Consider the following 18,045-nt stretch of genomic DNA (forward strand, 5'->3'; position numbering starts at 1 on the left):
CCGCCGCCGTGGTGAAGGCCTCACGAGCGGACCCGAGCAGTACGTCGGCGTACCGGGCGGGGAGCTCCGCGGCAGCGGCGACGGCCCCACCCAGGGTCTCCCCGGCGCTCGCGGCGGCGGCGTCAGGGACTTGCGCAGGCACGTCGACGCGGGCTCGGTACACACCGGAGAGCACCCCGCCGAGGGTCGCGACGCCCAGCGTGGCCCCGAGCTCGTAGGCGGTCTCGGAGATGCCTGAGGCCGCCCCGGCGCGCTCGGGGGGCACCGAGGCGAGGATCGCGTCGTTGGTCAGGGTCTCGGCCAGGCCCACGCCGGCCCCGACCAGCACGAAGGCGGCGACCACCACGCCTCCGCCGTCGCTCGCGGTGAGGGTCGTGCCCACCAGGTAGCCCGCCGTCGAGAGGGCCAGGCCGGCCGGGATGAGCAGCCGGATCGGCGCGACACGGGCCAGGGCCACGGCGACCAGTCCCATGACGACGGCGGCGAGGGCCCCCGGCATGAGGCGCAGACCCGCGGCGATCGGGTCGAGCCCGACGACGAGCTGCAGGTGCTGGGACACGAGGAACAGCAGCCCGGACAGCGCGAACACGCTCATGAGGTTGGCGGCCACCGAGGCGCTGAACACCCGCACGGTGAACAGACGGACGTCGAGCAACGGGTCGGTCGAGCGCAGCTGCCGGTGCACGAACACGCCGCCGACCACGGTCCCGAGCGCGAGGGCCCCCGCAGCCGTGACCGAGACGCCCCCGGTGGTGAGCCCCTTGATGCCGTAGACGAAGGGCAGCATCGCGCCGACCGACAGGGCCACGCTCAGCAGGTCGACCCGGCCCGCACCCGCGCGCCGCGACTCGGGCAGCAGCCGGGGCCCGACGACGAGCAGCACCGCGAGCAGCGGCACGTTGAGCAGGAAGACCGAGCCCCACCAGAAGTGCTCGAGCATGAGCCCGCCGACCATCGGCCCCAGGGCCGTGCCGGCCGAGAAGGCCGAGGCCCAGATCGCGATGGCGAGCCGCCGCTGCCCGTGGTCGAGGAAGACGTTGCGCAGCAGGGACAGGGTCGAGGGCATCAGGGTTGCGCCGAACAGGCCCTTGAGGGCGCGTGCGGCGATCAGCTCCTCGGGGCTCGAGGCGAAGGCGGCGACGAGGCTCGCGAGGCCGAACCCGGCAGCGCCGAGGAGGAGCAGGCGGCGGCGGCCGACCCGGTCGCCCAGGGTGCCCATCGTCACCAGCAGGCTCGCCAGGACGAGGGTGTAGATGTCGACGAACCACAGCTGTTGGGCGGCGGTGGGGCTCAGAGCGGCGGCGATCTGGGGGATCGCGAAGGAGAGCACCGTGTTGTCGATGCTGACGAGCAGCACCGGGAGCATGAGGACGCCCAGGGCCATCCACTCGCGGCGACCGGCGCGCGCGGGGGCGGTCGGTGCTGTGGTGACGGGGACGTGGCGGGCGGGCATGGTGCTTCTCCTGGCGATGGTCGGACCGACCGGGCTGCGTCGACCGGACCACTGTACCGGCTGGACGGTACAGCATCGCTAGGGTGGGTGCCATGGCTGAGACCCGCGACCGCATCCTCGACGCCCTCGGGACCCTGCTGCCCGAGGTGGGCCCGGCCGGGGCGACCCTCGAGGCGGTAGCCGCCCGGGCGGAGGTCTCCAAGGGGGGGTTGCTCTACCACTTCGGGAGCAAGGAAGCCCTCTTCGCCGGCTTCCTCGCGCGGCTCGAGGAAGCCACGGCCGGTGAGGTCGAGCGCATGCGCGCCTCGGCAGACCACGGCGTCGAGACGTACCTGCGGATCTCCTCGGTGACCGACGACCACTTCACCCGCACCTTCCTCAGCGCGCTGGCCCTGATCGGGACCGCCGAGGTCGACGCGGCCGCGACCGTCGCGCGCGTGCTGGCCACCTACCGCTCGGCTGTCGAGGAGTGCGTCCCGGACCCCGTGCTCGCCCGCCTCGTGCAGCTGGTCGGCGACGGCCTGTACCTCAACGCCATGGTCGGCTCCCTCGACCCCGCGGAGGACGACCATGTCATCGCCCGCATCGTCGCCATGACCCGCCCTTGAGCGCGGACGGGCTTGGGGGTGCCTTGCCCAGCAGGTGCCGAGCCGCTACGCCATGTGCTGTTCGCGGGTCTGCGCGACGTGGGCAACCAGTGCAGCCCGGACTACCTCGCTCAGCGTGAGGTTGCGCCCGCACCGCGCGCTGAGTTCAGCGCGGAGCCACTCCAGGTCGTCCACGAGGCTGTACGGCACACGCACCCGCAGGACTGGCGAGAACTGGCCGGAGACCGTCGGTGCGAGCGCCGGTCGGCCTCGTCGACGTCTCGCGGAAGCTCCGGGATCGCTGTCGTGCTCCGTCATCGTCTCCACGTTGAGCCCCCCCGATGGTGAGTGACCAAAGATATAGCGGCGTGGATCCCAACGTCCAGGCCTCGTTCAGTCATCGTCAGCCTGACCGCAGCATGCGCCACCTCCGTGCCAGCCGCGCCAAGTTCTGTGGCACAGAATGATCCGTGCCGACTCATTTTTGTGGCACTGCATGATTCGATGAAGCCCATCCCGACGGTGTCGAAGGTGTGCGACGCTCTGCGTGCGGCGCGCATCCGCCGTCGCGCAGGTGATGTCGAGGAGTCGCAATGAACCAAGCGTTGACGCCGCATGGTCCACCGAGGCAAAGGTCGACGAGGAGGCGGGGCCTCATTTCTGCCGCAGCAGTGGTGACCGCGGCCTTGTGTCTCGCCGTACCTACCGCGGTAGCCCAGGCCGATGAGGGGAGCCCGTTCAGCTACATCGGCCAAGACACTCCCAAGATCGCCGTGTATCCGTACTCGTACAACAGTCAGTGGCAGCCTGGGATGGACGCCGCGTTGGCAAACTGGAATGCCACCTATTCGCCGGTCAGCCTCACGAAGAAGTCGTCGTCGACCTCGACCGTGACCGCGGCGTCGTACAGTGCTAACTGGTACGGGTACTACCAAGCGTGTGGGGGGACCTGCTTGTACATTCGTCTCAACTCCAGGACGATTTCGAAGGACTCGGCCAATCAGAAGAACTACGTCACGAGCGTCCTGGTTCACGAGTACGGACACGCACTGAACCTCGGCCACCGTGACGGTCAGAGCTCCATCATGAACCGGCAGCGGAACCGCAACACGATGGTCAAGCCGTCATCGAGCGACGTCACTAACGTCATCAGGGCCTTCCCGTCATGGAACCCCTCGTGAAGCGGGCAGGCGTCCTGGTGGGCGCAGCGGCCGGGACGATCGGGGGTGGCCTTCTGCTCGTGGCCACCACCTCGGCAGGAACTGTGGCGCGACCTGATGCGCCCACCGACGGATCCGTCGTGACGTTCCACGCCGACTATCCCGAGTACGAGTCGCTCGCCGAGCTGGCGGTCTCCTCCGAGCTGGTCGTCCAGGTCGAGTTCTCGGGTGAGTCGCGTACCGTCCTGATCGCACCCGAGGCCCCCGAGGACCCGTCCGACCCACGGCAGAACCCGACACTCGGCGTCGACCCGGCCGTCCTGGCTGGCCAGCCGGAGACGCCACCGATCGTCACGACGGTCTACGAGGCGAAGATCGCCAACGTCATCGAGGGCCAGGCCCGTGTCGGGCAGTTGATCGAGGTGCAAGAGATGGGCGGGGTGCACGAGGGTATCGCCTATGTGTCGGACGACGACACCGAAATCGACACAGGCGACGACTACTTGCTATTTCTGAGTCAAGGGGCGTCGGGGCAGCCTTTCCAACTCCTCAACCCGAGCCAGGCGGCCTATCCTGAGAAGGTTGACGGCATCCCGCAGCCTCTCCCGGCGAACGACATCGGGGTGACTACGGAGGACCTGATCGAGTACGTAGACTGACGCAGAGATGCGAGAGGGGCCGACCCGCGCACGGGCTCGGCCCCTCTTCTGTCGCCTCAACCCTCGGGGGGTACCCATCCCGCGTCCCGGCACCGGGACATGAAATCCTCGACCTTGCTCACCCGGTCAGCCTCAGGAGCAACGGCAAGTTCGTTCGCAAGGGTGACAAGCGAATCGTCGTCTGACTCCTCGAGGGCGCTTCGAGCCATAGCTACTGCCTGATCAAAGCGTTCGTCCTCGCGCCCGCCGGTATCCCAAGCGTTGATCCGGTTGCAGGCGTCCTCTTCATCATCGGCCATCCCGCCAGTGCACCCGCTGGGGCCGAACAAGATGAACGGAATGAGCGCTAGCGCGATGGGCTTCCTCATCGTTCCAATGTAGCGGGTCGGATGAAGTCCTGCGAGACTCTTCGCGGTGCGGCTTCCTTAATGGTGCGTCGCCTCGCATGGTGGTGGTCGATCGGCGGCGACGTTGGACGACGCTCGAAGCCGTATCCGGTTTCCGGTCATTGGAGTGTGACCGCCACCCGAGCATCGTCACCGAGATCGCACGTTCCCGGCGGGCCCCGCCCCACCCCGACCGCCCCCGCCTCTGAGGCCCCCCGCGACGCGCCCTCGTGCCCCGCGTGGTCGCACATCCGCATCGAGGGCGCACATGCGCACGTGCGTCCTCGATGCGGATGTGCGAACTCGTCGACGGGGCGAGCGTGGACTGCGGTGTATCTCAGGGACGAGCTCGGGGCCCGCACCGTGGTGGTGCGGACCCCGAGCCCGGTGGTTCCTGGCTGGTCAGGTCAGCCGGTGACCACGGCCATCTCGTTGGGTGCGGCGGGCAGGTCGCCCGTCAGGAAGACCTCGCCGGTGGGGATGTCGACCGCGTGGACCTGCTGGTTCGCGGGGTCGGTCACGTACGCGGTCTCGCCGAGCACCTTGAGCGAGGGGTGGGCGGTCTGCCAGTCCTCGGGGACCTCCCAGGCGTCGATCACCGGGTGGCTCGCGACGACGTCACCGGTGTTCTCGTCCAGGACGTGCAGCGCACCGTCGGTGCCGAGCACCAGGGCCTCGCCCTCGGGACCGCGACCCAGGTCACGGTAGGTGTACTCGACGCCCTCGGGCAGGTGGATGACCTCGACGGTCTTGGCCGCGGTGTCGATCAGCGAGATCTCGTGCAGCCCCAGGCCGCCCTCGGGGTCGTGCTTGTAGTCGCCGAGGGCGATGGTCGAGTCCTCGGTGGTGAACTGGTTGCCGATGCGCCCGTACTCGTTCGGGCTGGTGACCTTGGTGATCTCTGCGCCGTCGTAGATGAGGACGCCGTCGTCGCAGCCCGCGATGACGACCTCGCCCTCGGCCACGGCCTCGCCGTGCACACCGGGGCACTCCTCGCTGCTGGCGATCTCGGTGCCGTCGGCGTCGGCGACGAGCATGCCCGAGCGGGAGTCCTCGTCGCCGATGGTGGTGACGAGGCTGCCGTCGTCGAGGCGGAACGCGAAGCCGTGGTGGGCCTCGGGGGTCGACGTCGTCTCGACCTCGGGCATGCCGTCGCCGAGCTCGGTCGGGTCGAAGAACGTGATCTCTCCGGTGGCGTCGTCGAAGAGGGTGGTGACGCCGCCGTGCGGGATGGCGTGGCCCGGGGTCTCGGCTGCGAAGACGACGTCGGTGAGCTCGGGGTCGGCCGTGTAGTAGTGGTCGTGGTCGCCGTGCTCCTCGCTCCAGGTGCCCATGTCGAGGACCTGGAACCCGGCCTCGTCGCCCGAGGTCGTCGAGACCAGCACGTGGCGACCGTCACCGGCCGGGTTGAGCCGGTTGAAGCCCGGCAGCTCGATGTCCGCGACGACCTCGAGGGTCAGGCCGTCGACGACGAGCAGCCCGCCGTCGTACGCGGTGACGACCCGGGGGGTCTGGGTGGCGGCCTCCTCGCGGCTCGAGCCTTCTTCGTCGTGGTCCTCGTCGTGGTCGTCCTCGTCGTCGTGCTCGTCCTCGGTGCTCACCTCGGCGCTGGCGTCCTCGGTCTCGGCCTCGGTCGAGCAGGCCGTCAGGGCCAGGGCGGGGATCGCGAGGGCGGCGAGCAGGGGGAGGGGGCGTCGGTGTCGAAGGCTGCGTGTCATGGGACGACCATAAACGATAACCATTCCCGTTCTCCAAATCCGAGGCTGCCCTGCTCGGCGCGGGGTTGGTAGGGTTGACCTCGTCGCGACTGGCGAACGGGTGGGTCACCACCAGGGAGCGACGCACAGCAGACTTCGGGTCGTACGCCTGGGCCCTTCGGTCACCACACCACGTGTGTGTGCCCGGACCTATCCCGGGATCCCCACACGCACTGCTGATGCGAGGAGAAGCCATGAGCTCCGACGTCATGAACCAGTCCCTGTCCGAGCTGGACCCGGAGATCGCCGCCGTCCTGGACGGGGAGCTGACGCGCCAGCGCGAGACCCTCGAGATGATCGCGAGCGAGAACTTCGTGCCGCGCGCGATCCTCCAGGCCCAGGGCTCGGTCCTCACCAACAAGTACGCCGAGGGGTACCCGGGCAAGCGCTACTACGGCGGCTGCGAGCAGGTCGACATCGCCGAGAACCTCGCCCGGGACCGGGCCAAGGCCCTGTTCGGTGCCGACCACGCGAACGTGCAGCCGCACGCCGGTGCCCAGGCCAACGCCGCGGTGCTGCACGCCCTCGCCAACGCGGGCGACACCATCCTGGGCCTCGAGCTCGCCCACGGCGGCCACCTCACCCACGGCATGAAGCTCAACTTCTCGGGCAAGCTGTACGACGTCGCCGCCTACGGCGTGGACCCCGAGAGCTACCTGGTCGACATGGACGTCGTGCGCGCCAAGGCCCTCGAGACCAAGCCTCGCGTGATCATCGCCGGCTGGTCGGCCTACCCGCGCCAGCTCGACTTCGCCGCCTTCCGGTCGATCGCCGACGAGGTGGGTGCGGCCCTCTGGGTCGACATGGCGCACTTCGCCGGCCTGGTGGCCGCGGGGCTGCACCCCAGCCCGGTGCCTGACGCCGACGTCGTCTCCTCGACCGTGCACAAGACCATCGGCGGCCCGCGCTCGGGCTTCATCCTCTCCCGCGAGGAGCACGCCAAGAAGATCGACTCGGCGGTGTTCCCGGGCCAGCAGGGCGGCCCGCTCATGCACGTCATCGCGGCCAAGGCGGTCGCCTTCAAGATCGCGGCGACCGAGGGCTTCAAGGAGCGTCAGCAGCGCACCCTCGACGGGGCCCGGCTGATCGCCGAGCGGCTCGGCGCGGCCGACGTCGCCGGTGCCGGTGTCTCGGTCCTCACCGGGGGCACCGACGTCCACCTCGCCCTCGTGGACCTGCGTCACTCCGAGCTCGACGGCCAGCAGGCCGAGGACCTCCTCCACACGGCCGGCATCACCGTGAACCGCAACGCGGTGCCCTTCGACCCGCGCCCGCCGCGCGTCACCTCGGGCCTGCGGATCGGCACCCCCGCGCTCGCGACCCGCGGCTTCGGCGAGACCGAGTTCCGCGAGGTGGCCGACATCATCGCCACCGCCCTGGTCCAGGGTCAGGGCGCCGACGTCGAGGCTCTCAAGGCCCGCGTCACGAAGCTCACCGACGGCTTCCCGCTCTACCCCGAGCTGGCCCAGTGAGCGGCCAGCAGCACGACGGGGCAGCGCCCGACCAGGGCAACGAGGGGGCCGGCCTGACCGACGTCGCCACCGCCGTCGGCACCGACGAGGCCCTGCCCCGGGGGGCTGTCGGGACGGCCGAGACGGCGAGCCCGAGCGGGACCGCGCAGGTCCTCGACGGCAAGGCGACCGCCGCGACCATCAAGGCCGAGCTCGCCGTGCGGGTCGCCGCCTTGCGTGAGCGCGGCATCGTGCCGGGACTGGGCACGATCCTCGTCGGGGACGACCCGGGCTCGCACGCGTACGTCGGCGGCAAGCACCGTGACTGCGCCGAGGTCGGCATCGCCTCGATCCGCGAGGACCTGCCCGCGACCGCGACCCAGGCCGACGTCGAGGCCGCGATCGACCGCCTGAACGCTGACCCGGCCTGCACCGGCTACATCGTCCAGCTGCCGCTGCCGAAGGGGGTGGACGTCAACGCCGTGCTCGAGCGGATCGACCCGCGCAAGGACGCCGACGGCCTGCACCCGACCAACCTCGGCCGCCTGGTGCTCCGGGTCAACGAGCCGATCGACACCCCCTTGCCCTGCACCCCGCGCGGCATCCTCGAGCTGCTCGGCCGGTACGGGCTGAGCGTCAACGGGGCCAACGTCGTCGTCCTCGGCCGAGGCACCACCGTCGGGCGCTCGATCGGCCTGCTGCTCACCCGGCGCGAGCACAACGCGACCGTGACCCTCACCCACACGGGCACCCGGGACCTGATCGCCCACCTGCGCGAGGCCGACGTGATCGTCGCCGCTGCGGGGGTGCCGGGGATCGTGCGCGCCGAGGACATCAAGCCTGGTGCGATCGTGCTCGACGTCGGGGTGTCCCGGACGGTCGACGAGTCCACCGGCAAGGCGCGCCTGGTGGGCGATGTCGACCCAGGAGTCCGTGGGGTCGCGGGCTGGATCTCGCCCAACCCGGGCGGAGTCGGGCCGATGACCCGCGCGATGCTGCTGGCCAACGTGGTCGACACCGCGGAGGCCGCGGTCGGCTGACGGTCGGGGTCCCCGGGCCTGGCCTGCTCTCAGGTCCCGGGGACCGGGCTCTCCTCGAGCGCGATCTCAGGGCCGTCGCGCTGCACCAGGGCCTTGACCTCCTGGATCCCTGACGGGATGGTCGGTGCGCGTCGGCCGGCCCGGTACGTGGCGGCGATCTCTGCCACCCGGTACGGGCTCAGGCGCCGCACCGCCAGCGGGCGGTAGTCGGCGTGCTGCACAGGGGACCACCACTCGTGCAGGGCGTCGCGCAGGGTCGGTCGGGTCATCCCGCCCAGGGAGATGACGGCCGTGCGCTCCTTGTAGATGCGCCGCGCGTAGGCCCCGAGGCCCGCCTTGCGGCGGTGACCGTCGCTGACCCGGAGCTCGGGGGCGAAGGCGATGGTGCCGCCGCGGGCGAGGGCGCGCCACGACCATTCCTTGTCCTCCGCGGCGGTCAGGTCCTCGCGGAAGGGCATCTCGCGCCAGGTGCTGGCTCGCCACGACGACCCGTGGTTGGAGAAGCCCCAGCGCGGGTAGCGCAGCACGTCCTCGGGTCGTTGGAGGTAGTACCCCTCGAGCTGCTGGCCGTCGGGGGTGCGCTTGGCGTAGTTGGTGCCGACGACGGCGGGGTCGTCGTAGTAGCGCAGGGAGTCCTCGACCCAGGTGCGGGAGTAGGGCACGGAGTGGGCCGAGAGGGCGAAGTGCACGGTGCCGTGCGCGGCGCGGGCGCCGAGGTTGAGGGCGCCGCCGTAGGAGAAGTCCTCGGGCGGGATCTCGATGACCTGGTCCGCGAGGCCGAGCGCGATCTCCAGGGTGCCGTCGGTGGACCCGGAGTCCACCACGACGATCTCGACCGGGACGGACTGGTCGCGCACGGCGCGCAGGGTGCGCTCGATCGTGTCGGCCTTGTCCTTGGCGCGCACGATCACGCTTGCCGTCGTCGTCATGCGGTGCTCCTTGACCTCGGATCATCGGTGGGGTGGTGGCGCGGCTCCGGGCCCCCATCGTTCGCCCTCGGTCGGTACGAACTCTCTCGCCACGATACGGCCGAACGGGTGAAGTGCAACTGCGCGCTGCGACGGGCCCCGGTGACTTCCGCTGCCGGGTCCGGTCTGCCTGGGGGACAGCACCGACGAGCGAGGAGTTCCGATGGGCATCGTCCGACCGCACCTGTGGTTCCACAGCGGCGCCGAGAAGGCCGCCGCGTTCTACGCCTCCGTCATCCCGAACTCCGAGGTGACCCGCGTGACCCCCGCGCCGCCGGGCGGGGTTCCGGGGCGAGCCGAGGGGGAGCCCTTCATCGTCGACTTCACCCTGGACGGCATGCCGGTCACCGCGATCAACGCCGGACCGCACCTGACTCTGGACGAGGCGTTCTCGATGTACCTGACGTGCGAGGACCAGGCCGAGGTCGACCACTACTGGGAGGTGCTCGCGGCCGATGGCGGGGAGCCCGGTCGGTGCGGGTGGCTCAAGGACCGCTTCGGGTTGTCCTGGCAGGTGATCCCGCGCCAGCTCGACGAGATCATGACCAGGCCCGATGCCGAGGGGGTGGGGCGGGCCACGGCCGCGATGCTGACCATGACCAAGCTCGAGATCGAGCCCATGGAGCGCGCGTACGCCGGCGGGTGAGGGGCCCGCGCCGTGGACCCTGCGCTGCTGGGGCCGATCAGGGTCACGATGTGACCCACATCGACCCCACTCCACGCTGGGTGCCCGTGCCTGCCCGGCCGCGCACCCCGGCGGCACGATCGGGGTTGATCGGGGTCACCATCTGACCCCGATCAACCCCGGTCCTGGGCGGTCGGGGTGGTCCGTGTGGCTGGCGGTGCCGTTCGTGCCCTGTCGGTGGCGTGAGGTTGGATGGCTGGGTGCTGACGATCGCTACTGCCAACGTGAATGGGATCCGTGCCGCCTTCCGGCGAGGGATGGGGGACTGGATCGAGGCCCGCAAGCCTGACGTCCTCCTGCTGCAGGAGGTGCGCGCCCCGCAGGAGATGGTCGGCGACTTCCTGCCCGCCGGGGAGTGGCACCTCGCCCATGACGAGTCCGAGATCAAGGGCCGTGCCGGGGTGGCCATCGCCTCGCGGCTGCCGATGAGCGCGATCCGCATCGGGCTGGGCCAGGGCGTTCCCGTCAACACGGGGCGGTGGGTCGAGGCCGACCTCGAGCTGCCCGACGGCGGGACGCTCACGGTCGTCTCGACGTACATCCACTCGGGGACCGTGGGCACGCCGAAGATGGACGAGAAGTACGCCTTCCTCGAGCTGGTGAGTGCGCGGCTCGCCGAGCTCCGGGCCTCGGGCGCCGACGTCGTGGTGGCGGGGGACGTGAACATCGCCCACCAGAACATCGACATCAAGAACTGGAAGGGCAACCTCAAGGCTGCTGGCTTCCTCCCCGAGGAGCGCGCCTACCTCGACCGCTGGTTCGGTGACGGCTGGGCGGACCTCGGCCGCCGTCTCGGTGGAGACGGCCCTGGGCCGTACACCTGGTGGTCCTGGCGCGGGCAGTCCTACGTGAACGACGCCGGGTGGCGCATCGACTACCAGCTCGCCACCCCGGAGCTCGCCGAGCGCGCACTCAAGGCCGAGGTCGACCGCGCCCCCACGTACGACGAGCGCTGGAGCGACCACGCCCCGCTGCTGGTCAGCTACGACCTCTGAGAGGCCGGCCGCCCGACTCGCCACAGGAACTACCTTGCGCTGCATGACACCTGCAGTGCAAGGTAGTTCCTGTGGCGAGCGACGGAGGCGGTGAGCGAGGGTCCCGACTGCTGCGCGGGATCCTCGACGCCTGCCTGCTGGCCCTGGTCGCCGAGCAGGACCGCTACGGCTACGAGCTCGCCGCGGCGTTGCGCGAGGCCGGGCTCGGCATGGTGCGCGACGGGTCGATCTACCCCTTGGTCTCGCGACTCGAGGCCAAAGGTCTGCTCGACAGCTACGTCGCGCCGTCCACCAGCGGACCGGGCCGCCGCTACTACCGCATCACCGATGCCGGCCGGCGTGAGCTGTGGGAGGCACGCACGACCTGGAAGCAGGTCGCCACCGGGGTCGACGCGATCCTGCACGTGAGCAGACAGGGGGACTGATCGTGGAACCACGGCCGCGCCGCAGCTACGGCGCCGAGATCGACGTGCAGATCGAGCGGATCGACCGCTACTGGTCCAAGCGCGACCTGACGACTGCTGAGCGCTACGAGCGGCTCGACGAGCTGCGGGAGCACCTCGAACGGGCAGCGGCCGAGGGGCGGTCGCCCGAGGAGGTGCTGGGGCCGGACCCGGTCGCGTTCGCGGCGGAGTGGGATGCGGCGCGGCGCCCCTACTCGTGGGCGGGCGCGGTGATGATCTTCCTCGGCACGCTCCTCCTGTCGGTCGGGGCCTACGCGCTGATCCTGCGCGTCGTGCCCTGGGGCGAGGGGGACCGCGTCCCGGGTGACTCGCTCGTCGTCGGCGTGGCTGTCGGCGTGGCCTTCGGCGTCTTCGGCGCGGCTCAGGACGCCTTCCGTGCGTATCGCCACCGGTTCTCGCGCCGCTCGGCGCGGGTGGGCGCCGTGCTCGGCGGGCTGCTGCTCCTTCTCGGGCTCGGGCTCGTCTGGACGCTGCTCCGCGGCACCGGGATCTCGGTGCCGTGGCCCGCGGCGGTCGTGCTCATCGTCCTCGGCGCTGCCCTGACCGCTCTGCACGTGCGGTGGTCGAACCGGGCCCGGGCCCGACGGCGCGGGGTGACGTCGTGACGGGGTCTCGGCCGCCCGAGACCGTAGCTAGGGTCCTGGATCAGGTGGACCGGGCCTGGCGCCAGAGCGGCGTCCCGCGGCCCGAGCGTCGGGTGCGTCTGGACGAGCTGCGCACGCACCTCGAGGACGCGGTGGCTGATGGTCGGGCTCCGCAGGAGGTGGTGGGACCGGACCCCGTCGCCTTCGCGGCGGAGTGGGTGCACGCTGATCGGCGACGGCCGGTGGCGAGCGTCGCCCTGCGCGTCGTGGGCGTGCTCCTCGTGGTGACGGGCATGCTGGCCCTGACGTACGTGCTTGCTCCGGATGATCTCGGAGGTGGTCGCCCAGGGCTGACCTGGAGCGCCCTCGTGTTCGCGCTGATCCCGCCCGCTCTCGTGCTGTACCGGGAAGCCCTGACGTTGCGTCCCCTGGGGCTGGACGTCCGACGCCGCAAGGACGTCGCGCTCGCTGGGATCATCGCGGTGGCCGTCCTGGGCGGGGCCGCCGGCGCGCGCACGTCCGACGCGCTGCTCCCCGTGCCCTACCCCGTCGCGTCCGGCCTCATCGTCGTCGGGCTCCTCCTCCTCGGCTGGGCCTGGGTGATGCGGCTGACGCCCCGGACCCGCCGACGCGTCTAGGGGGCGCCGTCGACTGCCGCCGCCGCTGCGTGGTCCGGCGTCGGGAGCTCTCGCATGCGGATCAGCGGTGACAGCACCACGGGCAGTGCCGAGAGCAGGGTGCCGGCCGCGGCGATCCACATCGTCGGGATCACGCCGAGTGCGGTACCCAGCCACCCGCCGAGCAGGCCGCCCAGGGGGACGGTGCCCCAGACGATGAACCGCACCGAGGCGTTCATCCGCCCCAGCAGCGCGGGCGGGCACAGCCGTTGCCGGAAGCTGACCTGCGCGACGTTGTAGACGACGACCGCGAAGCTGAACAGGACGCCGTTGGTGATGAGCGTGACCTCGGGCGGGATGCCGACCTCGGCGAGCGGGACGGCCAGCGGGACGAGCGCGAAGGCGGGCCCCATCGCCAGCGCCGAGACGGGGACGATGCGCCCCTCGCCGATCCACCGAGCGCACCGGTCGGCCACCACGGCGCCGAGCAGGCCGCCCACGGCCCCGGCGGAGAAGACGGCGCCGAGCCCGACCTCGTCGAGCTCGAGGACCCGCAGCGCGTAGATGACCAGGAGTGCGCTCGACACCGCGTTGAACAGGTTCCCGATCGAGGTGCACGCCACGATCCTGCGCAGCAGCGGTTGGCGGACCACGAACTGCAGCCCTTCGGCGATCTCGACACGCAACGGGCGCCGGTCCTCGCGCCGCGGCAGCACCTCCTCCTGCCGGATGCGCCCGAGGAACACCGCCGAGGCCAGGTAGGTCACCACGGTCACGCCGATCAGGGCGGGTGCCGAGATGACCCGCAGCAGCGCGCCGCCCGCTGCGGGTGCCGCGACCATCGCGACCGAGTGCGTCGCCTGCAGCTTGCTGTTGCCCTCGGAGATCCGGTCGAGCCCCACCAACCCGGGCACGTAGCTCTGGTGCGCGACGTCGAAGAACACCGTCGCGGCGCTGAGCACCAGCCCTGCGGCGTACAGCAGGGGCATCGAGGCGTGGCCGGCCAGGGCGAGCGCCACCACCACCGCCAGGACGGCGGCGCGGACGAGGTCAGCGACGATCAGCGTGCGGCGCTTGCGCATCCGGTCCACCCACGCCCCGGCGGGCAGGCCGATGACCAGGAAGGCTGCGGTCTGGGCGGCGTTGAGGGCCCCCATCTGCCACTCGGTCGCGGCGAGGTGGGTGACGGCATAGACGGGCAGGGCCAGGCCCGTGAGCTGGGCGCCGAACTGCCCGAGCGCGTCGCCGATCCACAACTGGCGGAAGTTGCGGTGGAAGGCGAGGGACCGTGGCCGGGGGGTGGGCATGGCGGCAGCATGGCGGGAGTGATTGGGAACTGTCAATCAGTTTGTAGGATGGGGCCCATGTCCGACGTCGAGGACGGCCCGCCCGTCACGGAGGCCGCGACCGAACGCGTCCCTGGGGCCTCCGAAGCCTCCGAGCGCGAGGCTGACGCCGACGCCCGCGCCCTGGCCTCGGTGCTGCGCATGCGCATCCTGCGGCTGTGCCTAGACCAGGCGCTGACCAACAAGGAGATCGCGGAACGGTTGGGACGTCGACCGGCGACCACCTTCCACCACGTGCGGACCCTCGCCGAGCGCGGCTTCCTCGCGGCGCAGCCCGAGCGGCGCGGTGCGCGGGGTGCGCGCGAGGTGCCCTACCGGGCGACCGGGAAGTCCTGGCGCATGCCTCGGGTACCGGGCACCACCCGCGTGCTCATCGACACCTTCCTCAGCGAGGTCGCCGAGCTCGAGGACCCCGACGCCATGGTGGTCAGCCGACTGGGCCTGCGCCTCGACGAGGCGGGGTACGCGGAGCTGCACCGGCGGCTGGGGGACCTGCTCCAGGACCTCGCCGACCGTCCGGGTGATCCGGGCGGCACCCCCTACTCGATCTTCCTCGCCGTGCACGAGGATGTTGCTCGCCGGGAGACCTGAGCCGCACGGGGCGACGCGCCGCCGTCGGGCCTGGGGCGTGACCGGGCGATCACGGGACCTGGAGGTGGCTCCCCGAGCAGGGGGCCGACGCTACGGTGACAGGCATGGCGACGCCCCCGGACCCGGCCCCGCTGCCTGACGGGGCAGAGCCGGACCCCGCCGAGATCCCCTCGGATGGCGGCGCGTCGCGCACGGCCCCCGAGGTCGTCACGGACCGGCTCCTCATGCGCGGCTTCACCGACGCCGACCGGGGCCCGTTCGCCCGGATGAACGCCGACCCACGCGTCATGGAGCACTTCGTCGCGCCGATGGTCCGGGATGCGTCCGACGCCTTCGTCGACCGGATCCTCGACCACTGGAGCACGCACGGGTGGGGGCTGTGGGCCCTCGAGCGGCGGGACACCGGCGAGTTCATCGGCTACACCGGCCTGTGGCCCGTGCGGTTCGAGGCGGCGTTCGTGCCGAGGGTCGAGGTCGGGTGGCGCCTCGCTGCCGAGCACTGGGGGCACGGGCTCGCCACGGAGGCCGCCCGCGCCGCCGTCGACCACGCCTTCACCACCCTGGGCTGGCCCGAGGTCACGTCCTTCACCGCGGTCGGCAACCTGCGCTCGCAGCGCGTCATGGAGCGCATCGGCATGCGCCGCGAACCCGAGTGGGACTTCGACCACCCCGCGGTCCCCGTCGGCCACCCGGTGCGCCCGCACGTCTTCTACCGGCTCCGGGCACGGTAGTTCTGCTCCGTCGGCCTGCCTGAACGGCCCGAGATGGGGAGGCAGGCTCAGTCGTCGAGGGCCAGTGTGCGAAGGTCGCGCATCATCTGCGGAATCGCGTCCCGCGCCGTCGCGACCAGGAGATCGGTGTCGACCGACCAGTAGCCATGGACGATCCGGTTGCGCAGGGCGGCTGCTCGGTGCCAGGGAATCCCAGCCTCCGCCTGGCGTCTCTCCGCACTGACGCGGCCGGCTGCCTCGCCGAGAACGGTGAAGTTCCAGTAGAGCGCCTCGCGCACCGTGGCGTCGGCATCGATGCTCTCGGCGTCCTGGCCAGCGACCAGCTCGATGATCCGGACGCAAGCATCCGTCATCTCGGCGATGAAGAGGGCGTCACGCTGCATAGAGGGCGATGGCTTCCGCAGTGATCCGCTCGCGTAAGAGTGGGTGGACAGCGCGTCGCGCTATCAGGTCCACTGGGCGACCGAGGACCGCTGCGAGGTCTTCCGTCGCGTCGTCGATCTCCCAGCCGATGTGCCTTCCCGGAACGAGCTCGTAGAGCACATCGACGTCAGAGTCCGGTGTCTCCTCACCCCGTGCGACGGAGCCGAAGACGTCGAGTCGCGCGAAGCCATAGCGTCGACAGACGACGGCGAGCCCAGCACGCTGGGTCTCGTCAAGGATGAGCATGGTCAAAGGCTACCCACGTGGCAGGGTGCGCAACACTGCCCGCTCATCCGGCGCAGGCTCGAGCAACGACGACGTCGAGGAGAACGATGGCACCGGACGCGCGGCAGAGCGGCGAGTCGCGAGCGTCCCCATCGCGGAGGGCAGGGCTCGTGCTCGTCGTGGCCCTCGCCGTCGTCGCGGTGCTGATCGGCCTGTTCTGGGCCCTGCAGCGGCAGCTCATGTACCACCCGGACAGCGCGCCTGTCGGGGAGGTGGCCGACCGGGTCGACGGCGCGGAGGACGTCGTCCTGCGGACCGAGGACGGTCTCGACCTCGGTGCGTGGCTGGTGCCCCCGCAGGGTGCAGACCGGGAGACCGCCGTCCTGTACCTGCCGGGCAACGGTGGCAACCGCGCCGGTCGGCTCGACACCGCGCAGGCGATCGCCGCCCACGGCTTCACGGTGCTGCTGGTGGACTACCGCGGCTACGGCGGCAACCCCGGCTCACCGAACGAGGACGGGCTCGCGCAGGACGCCCGCGCCGCCGTCGCCCTGCTCCGCGACCGTGGCTTCGAGCCCGAGCGGACCCTCTACGTCGGGGAGTCGATCGGCACGGGGGTGGCGACGGGGCTGGTCACGACCGACCCGCCGGTGGGGGTGCTGCTGCGCTCGCCCTTCACGTCCTTCGCCGAGGTGGTCGACGGCCACGTGCCGTTCCCCGCCCGCCGACTCGTCCGCGACGAGTACCCCAGCGCCGCTGACCTGCGCGGCAGCGACGTCCCGGTCGCGATTCTCTACGGAGACGCCGACGACGTCGTGCCCCCGCACCTCTCCGCGGAGCTCGCCAGCCAGGTGCCGAACCTCGTCGACGAGGTCGTGGTGCCGGGGGCCGGGCACAACGACTCCCTGTGGTTCGGGGAGTTCCTCGCGGAGGCGGTCGTGGCGCTCGCGGACGCGACGGTGCCCGAGTGAGCGCGCCTGACGCAGCTAGCGAGCAGTGCCGGTGCTCCCGGACCCGTGCGCGAGGAGCCAGTCCATCGCGAGCGGCACGGCCTCGAGGACGGAGACGTGACCGTCCCGGGGTCGGAACCACAGCTCGGCGTCGGGCAGGGTCTCGACGAGCCGGCGGCTGTGCGAGACGGGGACGACGCGGTCCTCGCCCCCGTGCACCAGCAGCACGGGCGCGCTGATCGTGCTCGGGTCGAAGCCCCAGGGGGAGACGAAGGCGACGTCGTCGTCGATGAGCCCGTCGGGGCCGGCCGCCTCAGCTGCTTGGGCGTCCTCGCCGAGGGCGGACCACGTGCTGTCGAGGGTCGCCCAGTCGCGGGCGGTGAAGCTGGTGGGGTCGAACTCGTCTGTCTCGGCGAAGCGGGCGCGCGCCTCCCGGCCCTGGCGGGCGGCCCGGAGCGCGGCGTCGGAGGCCATGCCGCCGAACCAGTCGAACTCCTCGGTGAAGGGGGCGAGCCCGGCGAGGGTGACTGCGGCCGTCACGCGGTCGGGCAGCAGGGCCGCGCAGGCCAGGGCGTGCGGCCCACCACCCGAGGCGCCCATGACGGCGAACCGGTCGAGGCCCAGGGTCTCGGCGATGTGCTCGACGTCAGCGGCGGCCGAGGCGACGTCGCGACCCGGGCGGGGCGACGACGTCGCGTAGCTCGGGCGGGCGTAGGAGACCAGGCGGATGCCTCGCGCCTCGGCGGCGTCGACCAACGGGTGCAGCAGGGCGCCGGTCTGCGGTGATCCGTGGTGCCAGACGACGGTGACCGCGTCGAGCACCGGCGCCCCGGTGTCGTGCACCGAGAGGGCGCGGTCGTCGTGCGTCGGGACGGCGTGCTGGGTCGCCATGGGGGAACGGTAGTCCGGGGTCGGAGCGTCTGGGGCCTGAGCAAGGTCGGCAACCCGACACTGCTCACCCCCACCTGCAAGA

21 protein-coding genes and 1 riboswitch are annotated in these 18,045 nt (G+C 71.4%); of the genes, 13 read left to right on the forward strand and 8 right to left on the reverse strand.

What is annotated here, in order from left to right; all coding sequences use genetic code 11:
- On the reverse strand, positions 1-1,453 hold a 1,453-nt coding region (locus L0B03_RS01450; RefSeq protein ID WP_250443141.1), incomplete at its 3' end, for an MFS transporter.
- Between the two features lie 92 nt (positions 1,454-1,545).
- On the opposite strand from L0B03_RS01450, the gene L0B03_RS01455 reads away from it, so the two are divergent.
- The 3 genes from L0B03_RS01455 to L0B03_RS01465 all read left to right on the forward strand — a co-directional run bounded on the left by L0B03_RS01455 (position 1,546) and on the right by L0B03_RS01465 (position 3,859).
- Positions 1,546-2,061, forward strand: a complete 516-nt coding sequence (locus L0B03_RS01455; RefSeq protein WP_250443144.1) for a TetR/AcrR family transcriptional regulator — start codon at positions 1,546-1,548, stop codon at positions 2,059-2,061.
- 653 nt (positions 2,062-2,714) lie between these two features.
- Complete coding sequence (locus L0B03_RS01460; protein WP_250443148.1) at positions 2,715-3,221, forward strand: matrixin family metalloprotease; 507 nt, start codon at positions 2,715-2,717, stop codon at positions 3,219-3,221.
- A 119-nt stretch (positions 3,222-3,340) separates the two neighbouring features.
- Positions 3,341-3,859: a hypothetical protein gene (locus tag L0B03_RS01465; RefSeq protein WP_250443151.1), complete on the forward strand. Its 519-nt coding sequence runs from the start codon at positions 3,341-3,343 to the stop codon at positions 3,857-3,859.
- A 56-nt stretch (positions 3,860-3,915) separates the two neighbouring features.
- On the opposite strand, the gene L0B03_RS01470 is transcribed toward L0B03_RS01465, so the two are convergent.
- Positions 3,916-4,227: a hypothetical protein gene (locus L0B03_RS01470; protein WP_250443154.1), complete on the reverse strand. Its 312-nt coding sequence runs from the start codon at positions 4,225-4,227 to the stop codon at positions 3,916-3,918.
- Positions 4,228-4,652: 425 nt separating this feature from the next.
- Entirely contained in the window at positions 4,653-5,963 is a 1,311-nt protein-coding gene (aztD, locus tag L0B03_RS01475; protein ID WP_250443158.1) for a zinc metallochaperone AztD, read from the reverse strand.
- 75 nt (positions 5,964-6,038) lie between these two features.
- A riboswitch (ZMP/ZTP riboswitch) is annotated at positions 6,039-6,124 on the forward strand.
- 72 nt (positions 6,125-6,196) lie between these two features.
- On the opposite strand from aztD, the gene glyA reads away from it, so the two are divergent.
- Together glyA and L0B03_RS01485 are read left to right on the forward strand one after the other, a co-directional pair.
- The gene (gene glyA, locus L0B03_RS01480; protein ID WP_284501244.1) at positions 6,197-7,474 is read left to right on the forward strand and encodes a serine hydroxymethyltransferase; all 1,278 of its coding nucleotides are present in this window, start codon (positions 6,197-6,199) and stop codon (positions 7,472-7,474) included.
- 92 nt (positions 7,475-7,566) lie between these two features.
- Complete coding sequence (locus L0B03_RS01485; protein ID WP_250443224.1) at positions 7,567-8,493, forward strand: bifunctional methylenetetrahydrofolate dehydrogenase/methenyltetrahydrofolate cyclohydrolase; 927 nt, start codon at positions 7,567-7,569, stop codon at positions 8,491-8,493.
- A gap of 29 nt (positions 8,494-8,522) precedes the next feature.
- Here the strand turns inward: L0B03_RS01485 and L0B03_RS01490 are convergent, their stop codons facing one another.
- Positions 8,523-9,422, reverse strand: coding sequence for a glycosyltransferase family 2 protein (locus L0B03_RS01490; RefSeq protein ID WP_250443161.1), 900 nt, complete (start codon positions 9,420-9,422; stop codon positions 8,523-8,525).
- Between the two features lie 202 nt (positions 9,423-9,624).
- On the opposite strand from L0B03_RS01490, the gene L0B03_RS01495 reads away from it, so the two are divergent.
- From L0B03_RS01495 to L0B03_RS01515, 5 genes are all read left to right on the forward strand, one after another.
- Positions 9,625-10,107: a VOC family protein gene (locus tag L0B03_RS01495; protein WP_250443163.1), complete on the forward strand. Its 483-nt coding sequence runs from the start codon at positions 9,625-9,627 to the stop codon at positions 10,105-10,107.
- A 239-nt stretch (positions 10,108-10,346) separates the two neighbouring features.
- On the forward strand, positions 10,347-11,141 hold the full coding sequence (locus L0B03_RS01500) for an exodeoxyribonuclease III (RefSeq protein WP_250443166.1): 795 nt from the start codon (positions 10,347-10,349) through the stop codon (positions 11,139-11,141).
- A gap of 71 nt (positions 11,142-11,212) precedes the next feature.
- The gene (locus L0B03_RS01505) at positions 11,213-11,566 is read left to right on the forward strand and encodes a PadR family transcriptional regulator (RefSeq protein WP_250443169.1); all 354 of its coding nucleotides are present in this window, start codon (positions 11,213-11,215) and stop codon (positions 11,564-11,566) included.
- A gap of 2 nt (positions 11,567-11,568) precedes the next feature.
- Positions 11,569-12,210 carry a DUF1048 domain-containing protein gene (locus L0B03_RS01510; protein ID WP_250443171.1) on the forward strand — a complete coding sequence of 214 codons (642 nt, stop codon included), beginning with the start codon at positions 11,569-11,571 and terminating at the stop codon, positions 12,208-12,210.
- Positions 12,207-12,827, forward strand: a complete 621-nt coding sequence (locus L0B03_RS01515; protein WP_250443174.1) for a DUF1048 domain-containing protein — start codon at positions 12,207-12,209, stop codon at positions 12,825-12,827. The genes L0B03_RS01510 and L0B03_RS01515 overlap by 4 nt, the downstream gene beginning before the upstream one ends.
- Here the strand turns inward: L0B03_RS01515 and L0B03_RS01520 are convergent.
- A complete protein-coding gene (locus tag L0B03_RS01520) occupies positions 12,824-14,113 on the reverse strand; it encodes an MFS transporter (protein ID WP_250443176.1) in 1,290 nt (429 codons plus the stop codon). The genes L0B03_RS01515 and L0B03_RS01520 overlap by 4 nt on opposite strands.
- A 57-nt stretch (positions 14,114-14,170) precedes the next feature.
- Here L0B03_RS01520 and L0B03_RS01525 point away from each other — a divergent pair, with 57 nt between their 5' ends.
- On the forward strand, positions 14,171-14,743 hold the full coding sequence (locus tag L0B03_RS01525) for a transcriptional regulator (protein ID WP_250443179.1): 573 nt from the start codon (positions 14,171-14,173) through the stop codon (positions 14,741-14,743).
- Positions 14,744-14,847: 104 nt separating this feature from the next.
- Positions 14,848-15,474, forward strand: coding sequence for a GNAT family N-acetyltransferase (locus L0B03_RS01530; RefSeq protein ID WP_250443181.1), 627 nt, complete (start codon positions 14,848-14,850; stop codon positions 15,472-15,474).
- Between the two features lie 47 nt (positions 15,475-15,521).
- On the opposite strand, the gene L0B03_RS01535 is transcribed toward L0B03_RS01530, so the two are convergent.
- Both L0B03_RS01535 and L0B03_RS01540 read right to left on the reverse strand, forming a co-directional pair.
- Complete coding sequence (locus L0B03_RS01535; RefSeq protein WP_250443184.1) at positions 15,522-15,857, reverse strand: DUF86 domain-containing protein; 336 nt, start codon at positions 15,855-15,857, stop codon at positions 15,522-15,524.
- Complete coding sequence (locus tag L0B03_RS01540; RefSeq protein WP_250443188.1) at positions 15,847-16,143, reverse strand: nucleotidyltransferase family protein; 297 nt, start codon at positions 16,141-16,143, stop codon at positions 15,847-15,849. The genes L0B03_RS01535 and L0B03_RS01540 overlap by 11 nt, the downstream gene beginning before the upstream one ends.
- A 149-nt stretch (positions 16,144-16,292) precedes the next feature.
- Between L0B03_RS01540 and L0B03_RS01545 the strand changes: the two genes are divergently transcribed.
- The gene (locus L0B03_RS01545) at positions 16,293-17,093 is read left to right on the forward strand and encodes an alpha/beta hydrolase (RefSeq protein WP_250443190.1); all 801 of its coding nucleotides are present in this window, start codon (positions 16,293-16,295) and stop codon (positions 17,091-17,093) included.
- A 15-nt stretch (positions 17,094-17,108) separates the two neighbouring features.
- Here the strand turns inward: L0B03_RS01545 and L0B03_RS01550 are convergent, their stop codons facing one another.
- A complete protein-coding gene (locus tag L0B03_RS01550) occupies positions 17,109-17,963 on the reverse strand; it encodes an alpha/beta fold hydrolase (protein ID WP_250443193.1) in 855 nt (284 codons plus the stop codon).
- Positions 17,964-18,045: the final 82 nt, after the last annotated feature.

The sequence above is a fragment of the Actinotalea sp. C106 genome, assembly GCF_023630195.1.
Lineage (GTDB): Bacteria > Actinomycetota > Actinomycetes > Actinomycetales > Cellulomonadaceae > Actinotalea.

What these genes read in the sequence shown, in the direction of transcription:
- aztD (WP_250443158.1), bottom strand. Translation starts at nt 5,963, where the DNA reads ATGACACGCAGCCTTCGACACCGACGCCCCCTCCCCCTGCTCGCCGCC.
- L0B03_RS01525 (WP_250443179.1), top strand. Translation starts at nt 14,171, where the DNA reads ATGTCCGACGTCGAGGACGGCCCGCCCGTCACGGAGGCCGCGACCGAA.
- L0B03_RS01520 (WP_250443176.1), bottom strand. Translation starts at nt 14,113, where the DNA reads ATGCCCACCCCCCGGCCACGGTCCCTCGCCTTCCACCGCAACTTCCGC.
- L0B03_RS01490 (WP_250443161.1), bottom strand. Translation starts at nt 9,422, where the DNA reads ATGACGACGACGGCAAGCGTGATCGTGCGCGCCAAGGACAAGGCCGAC.
- L0B03_RS01455 (WP_250443144.1), top strand. Translation starts at nt 1,546, where the DNA reads ATGGCTGAGACCCGCGACCGCATCCTCGACGCCCTCGGGACCCTGCTG.
- glyA (WP_284501244.1), top strand. Translation starts at nt 6,197, where the DNA reads ATGAGCTCCGACGTCATGAACCAGTCCCTGTCCGAGCTGGACCCGGAG.
- L0B03_RS01535 (WP_250443184.1), bottom strand. Translation starts at nt 15,857, where the DNA reads ATGCAGCGTGACGCCCTCTTCATCGCCGAGATGACGGATGCTTGCGTC.
- L0B03_RS01540 (WP_250443188.1), bottom strand. Translation starts at nt 16,143, where the DNA reads ATGCTCATCCTTGACGAGACCCAGCGTGCTGGGCTCGCCGTCGTCTGT.
- L0B03_RS01470 (WP_250443154.1), bottom strand. Translation starts at nt 4,227, where the DNA reads ATGAGGAAGCCCATCGCGCTAGCGCTCATTCCGTTCATCTTGTTCGGC.
- L0B03_RS01530 (WP_250443181.1), top strand. Translation starts at nt 14,848, where the DNA reads ATGGCGACGCCCCCGGACCCGGCCCCGCTGCCTGACGGGGCAGAGCCG.
- L0B03_RS01495 (WP_250443163.1), top strand. Translation starts at nt 9,625, where the DNA reads ATGGGCATCGTCCGACCGCACCTGTGGTTCCACAGCGGCGCCGAGAAG.
- L0B03_RS01550 (WP_250443193.1), bottom strand. Translation starts at nt 17,963, where the DNA reads ATGGCGACCCAGCACGCCGTCCCGACGCACGACGACCGCGCCCTCTCG.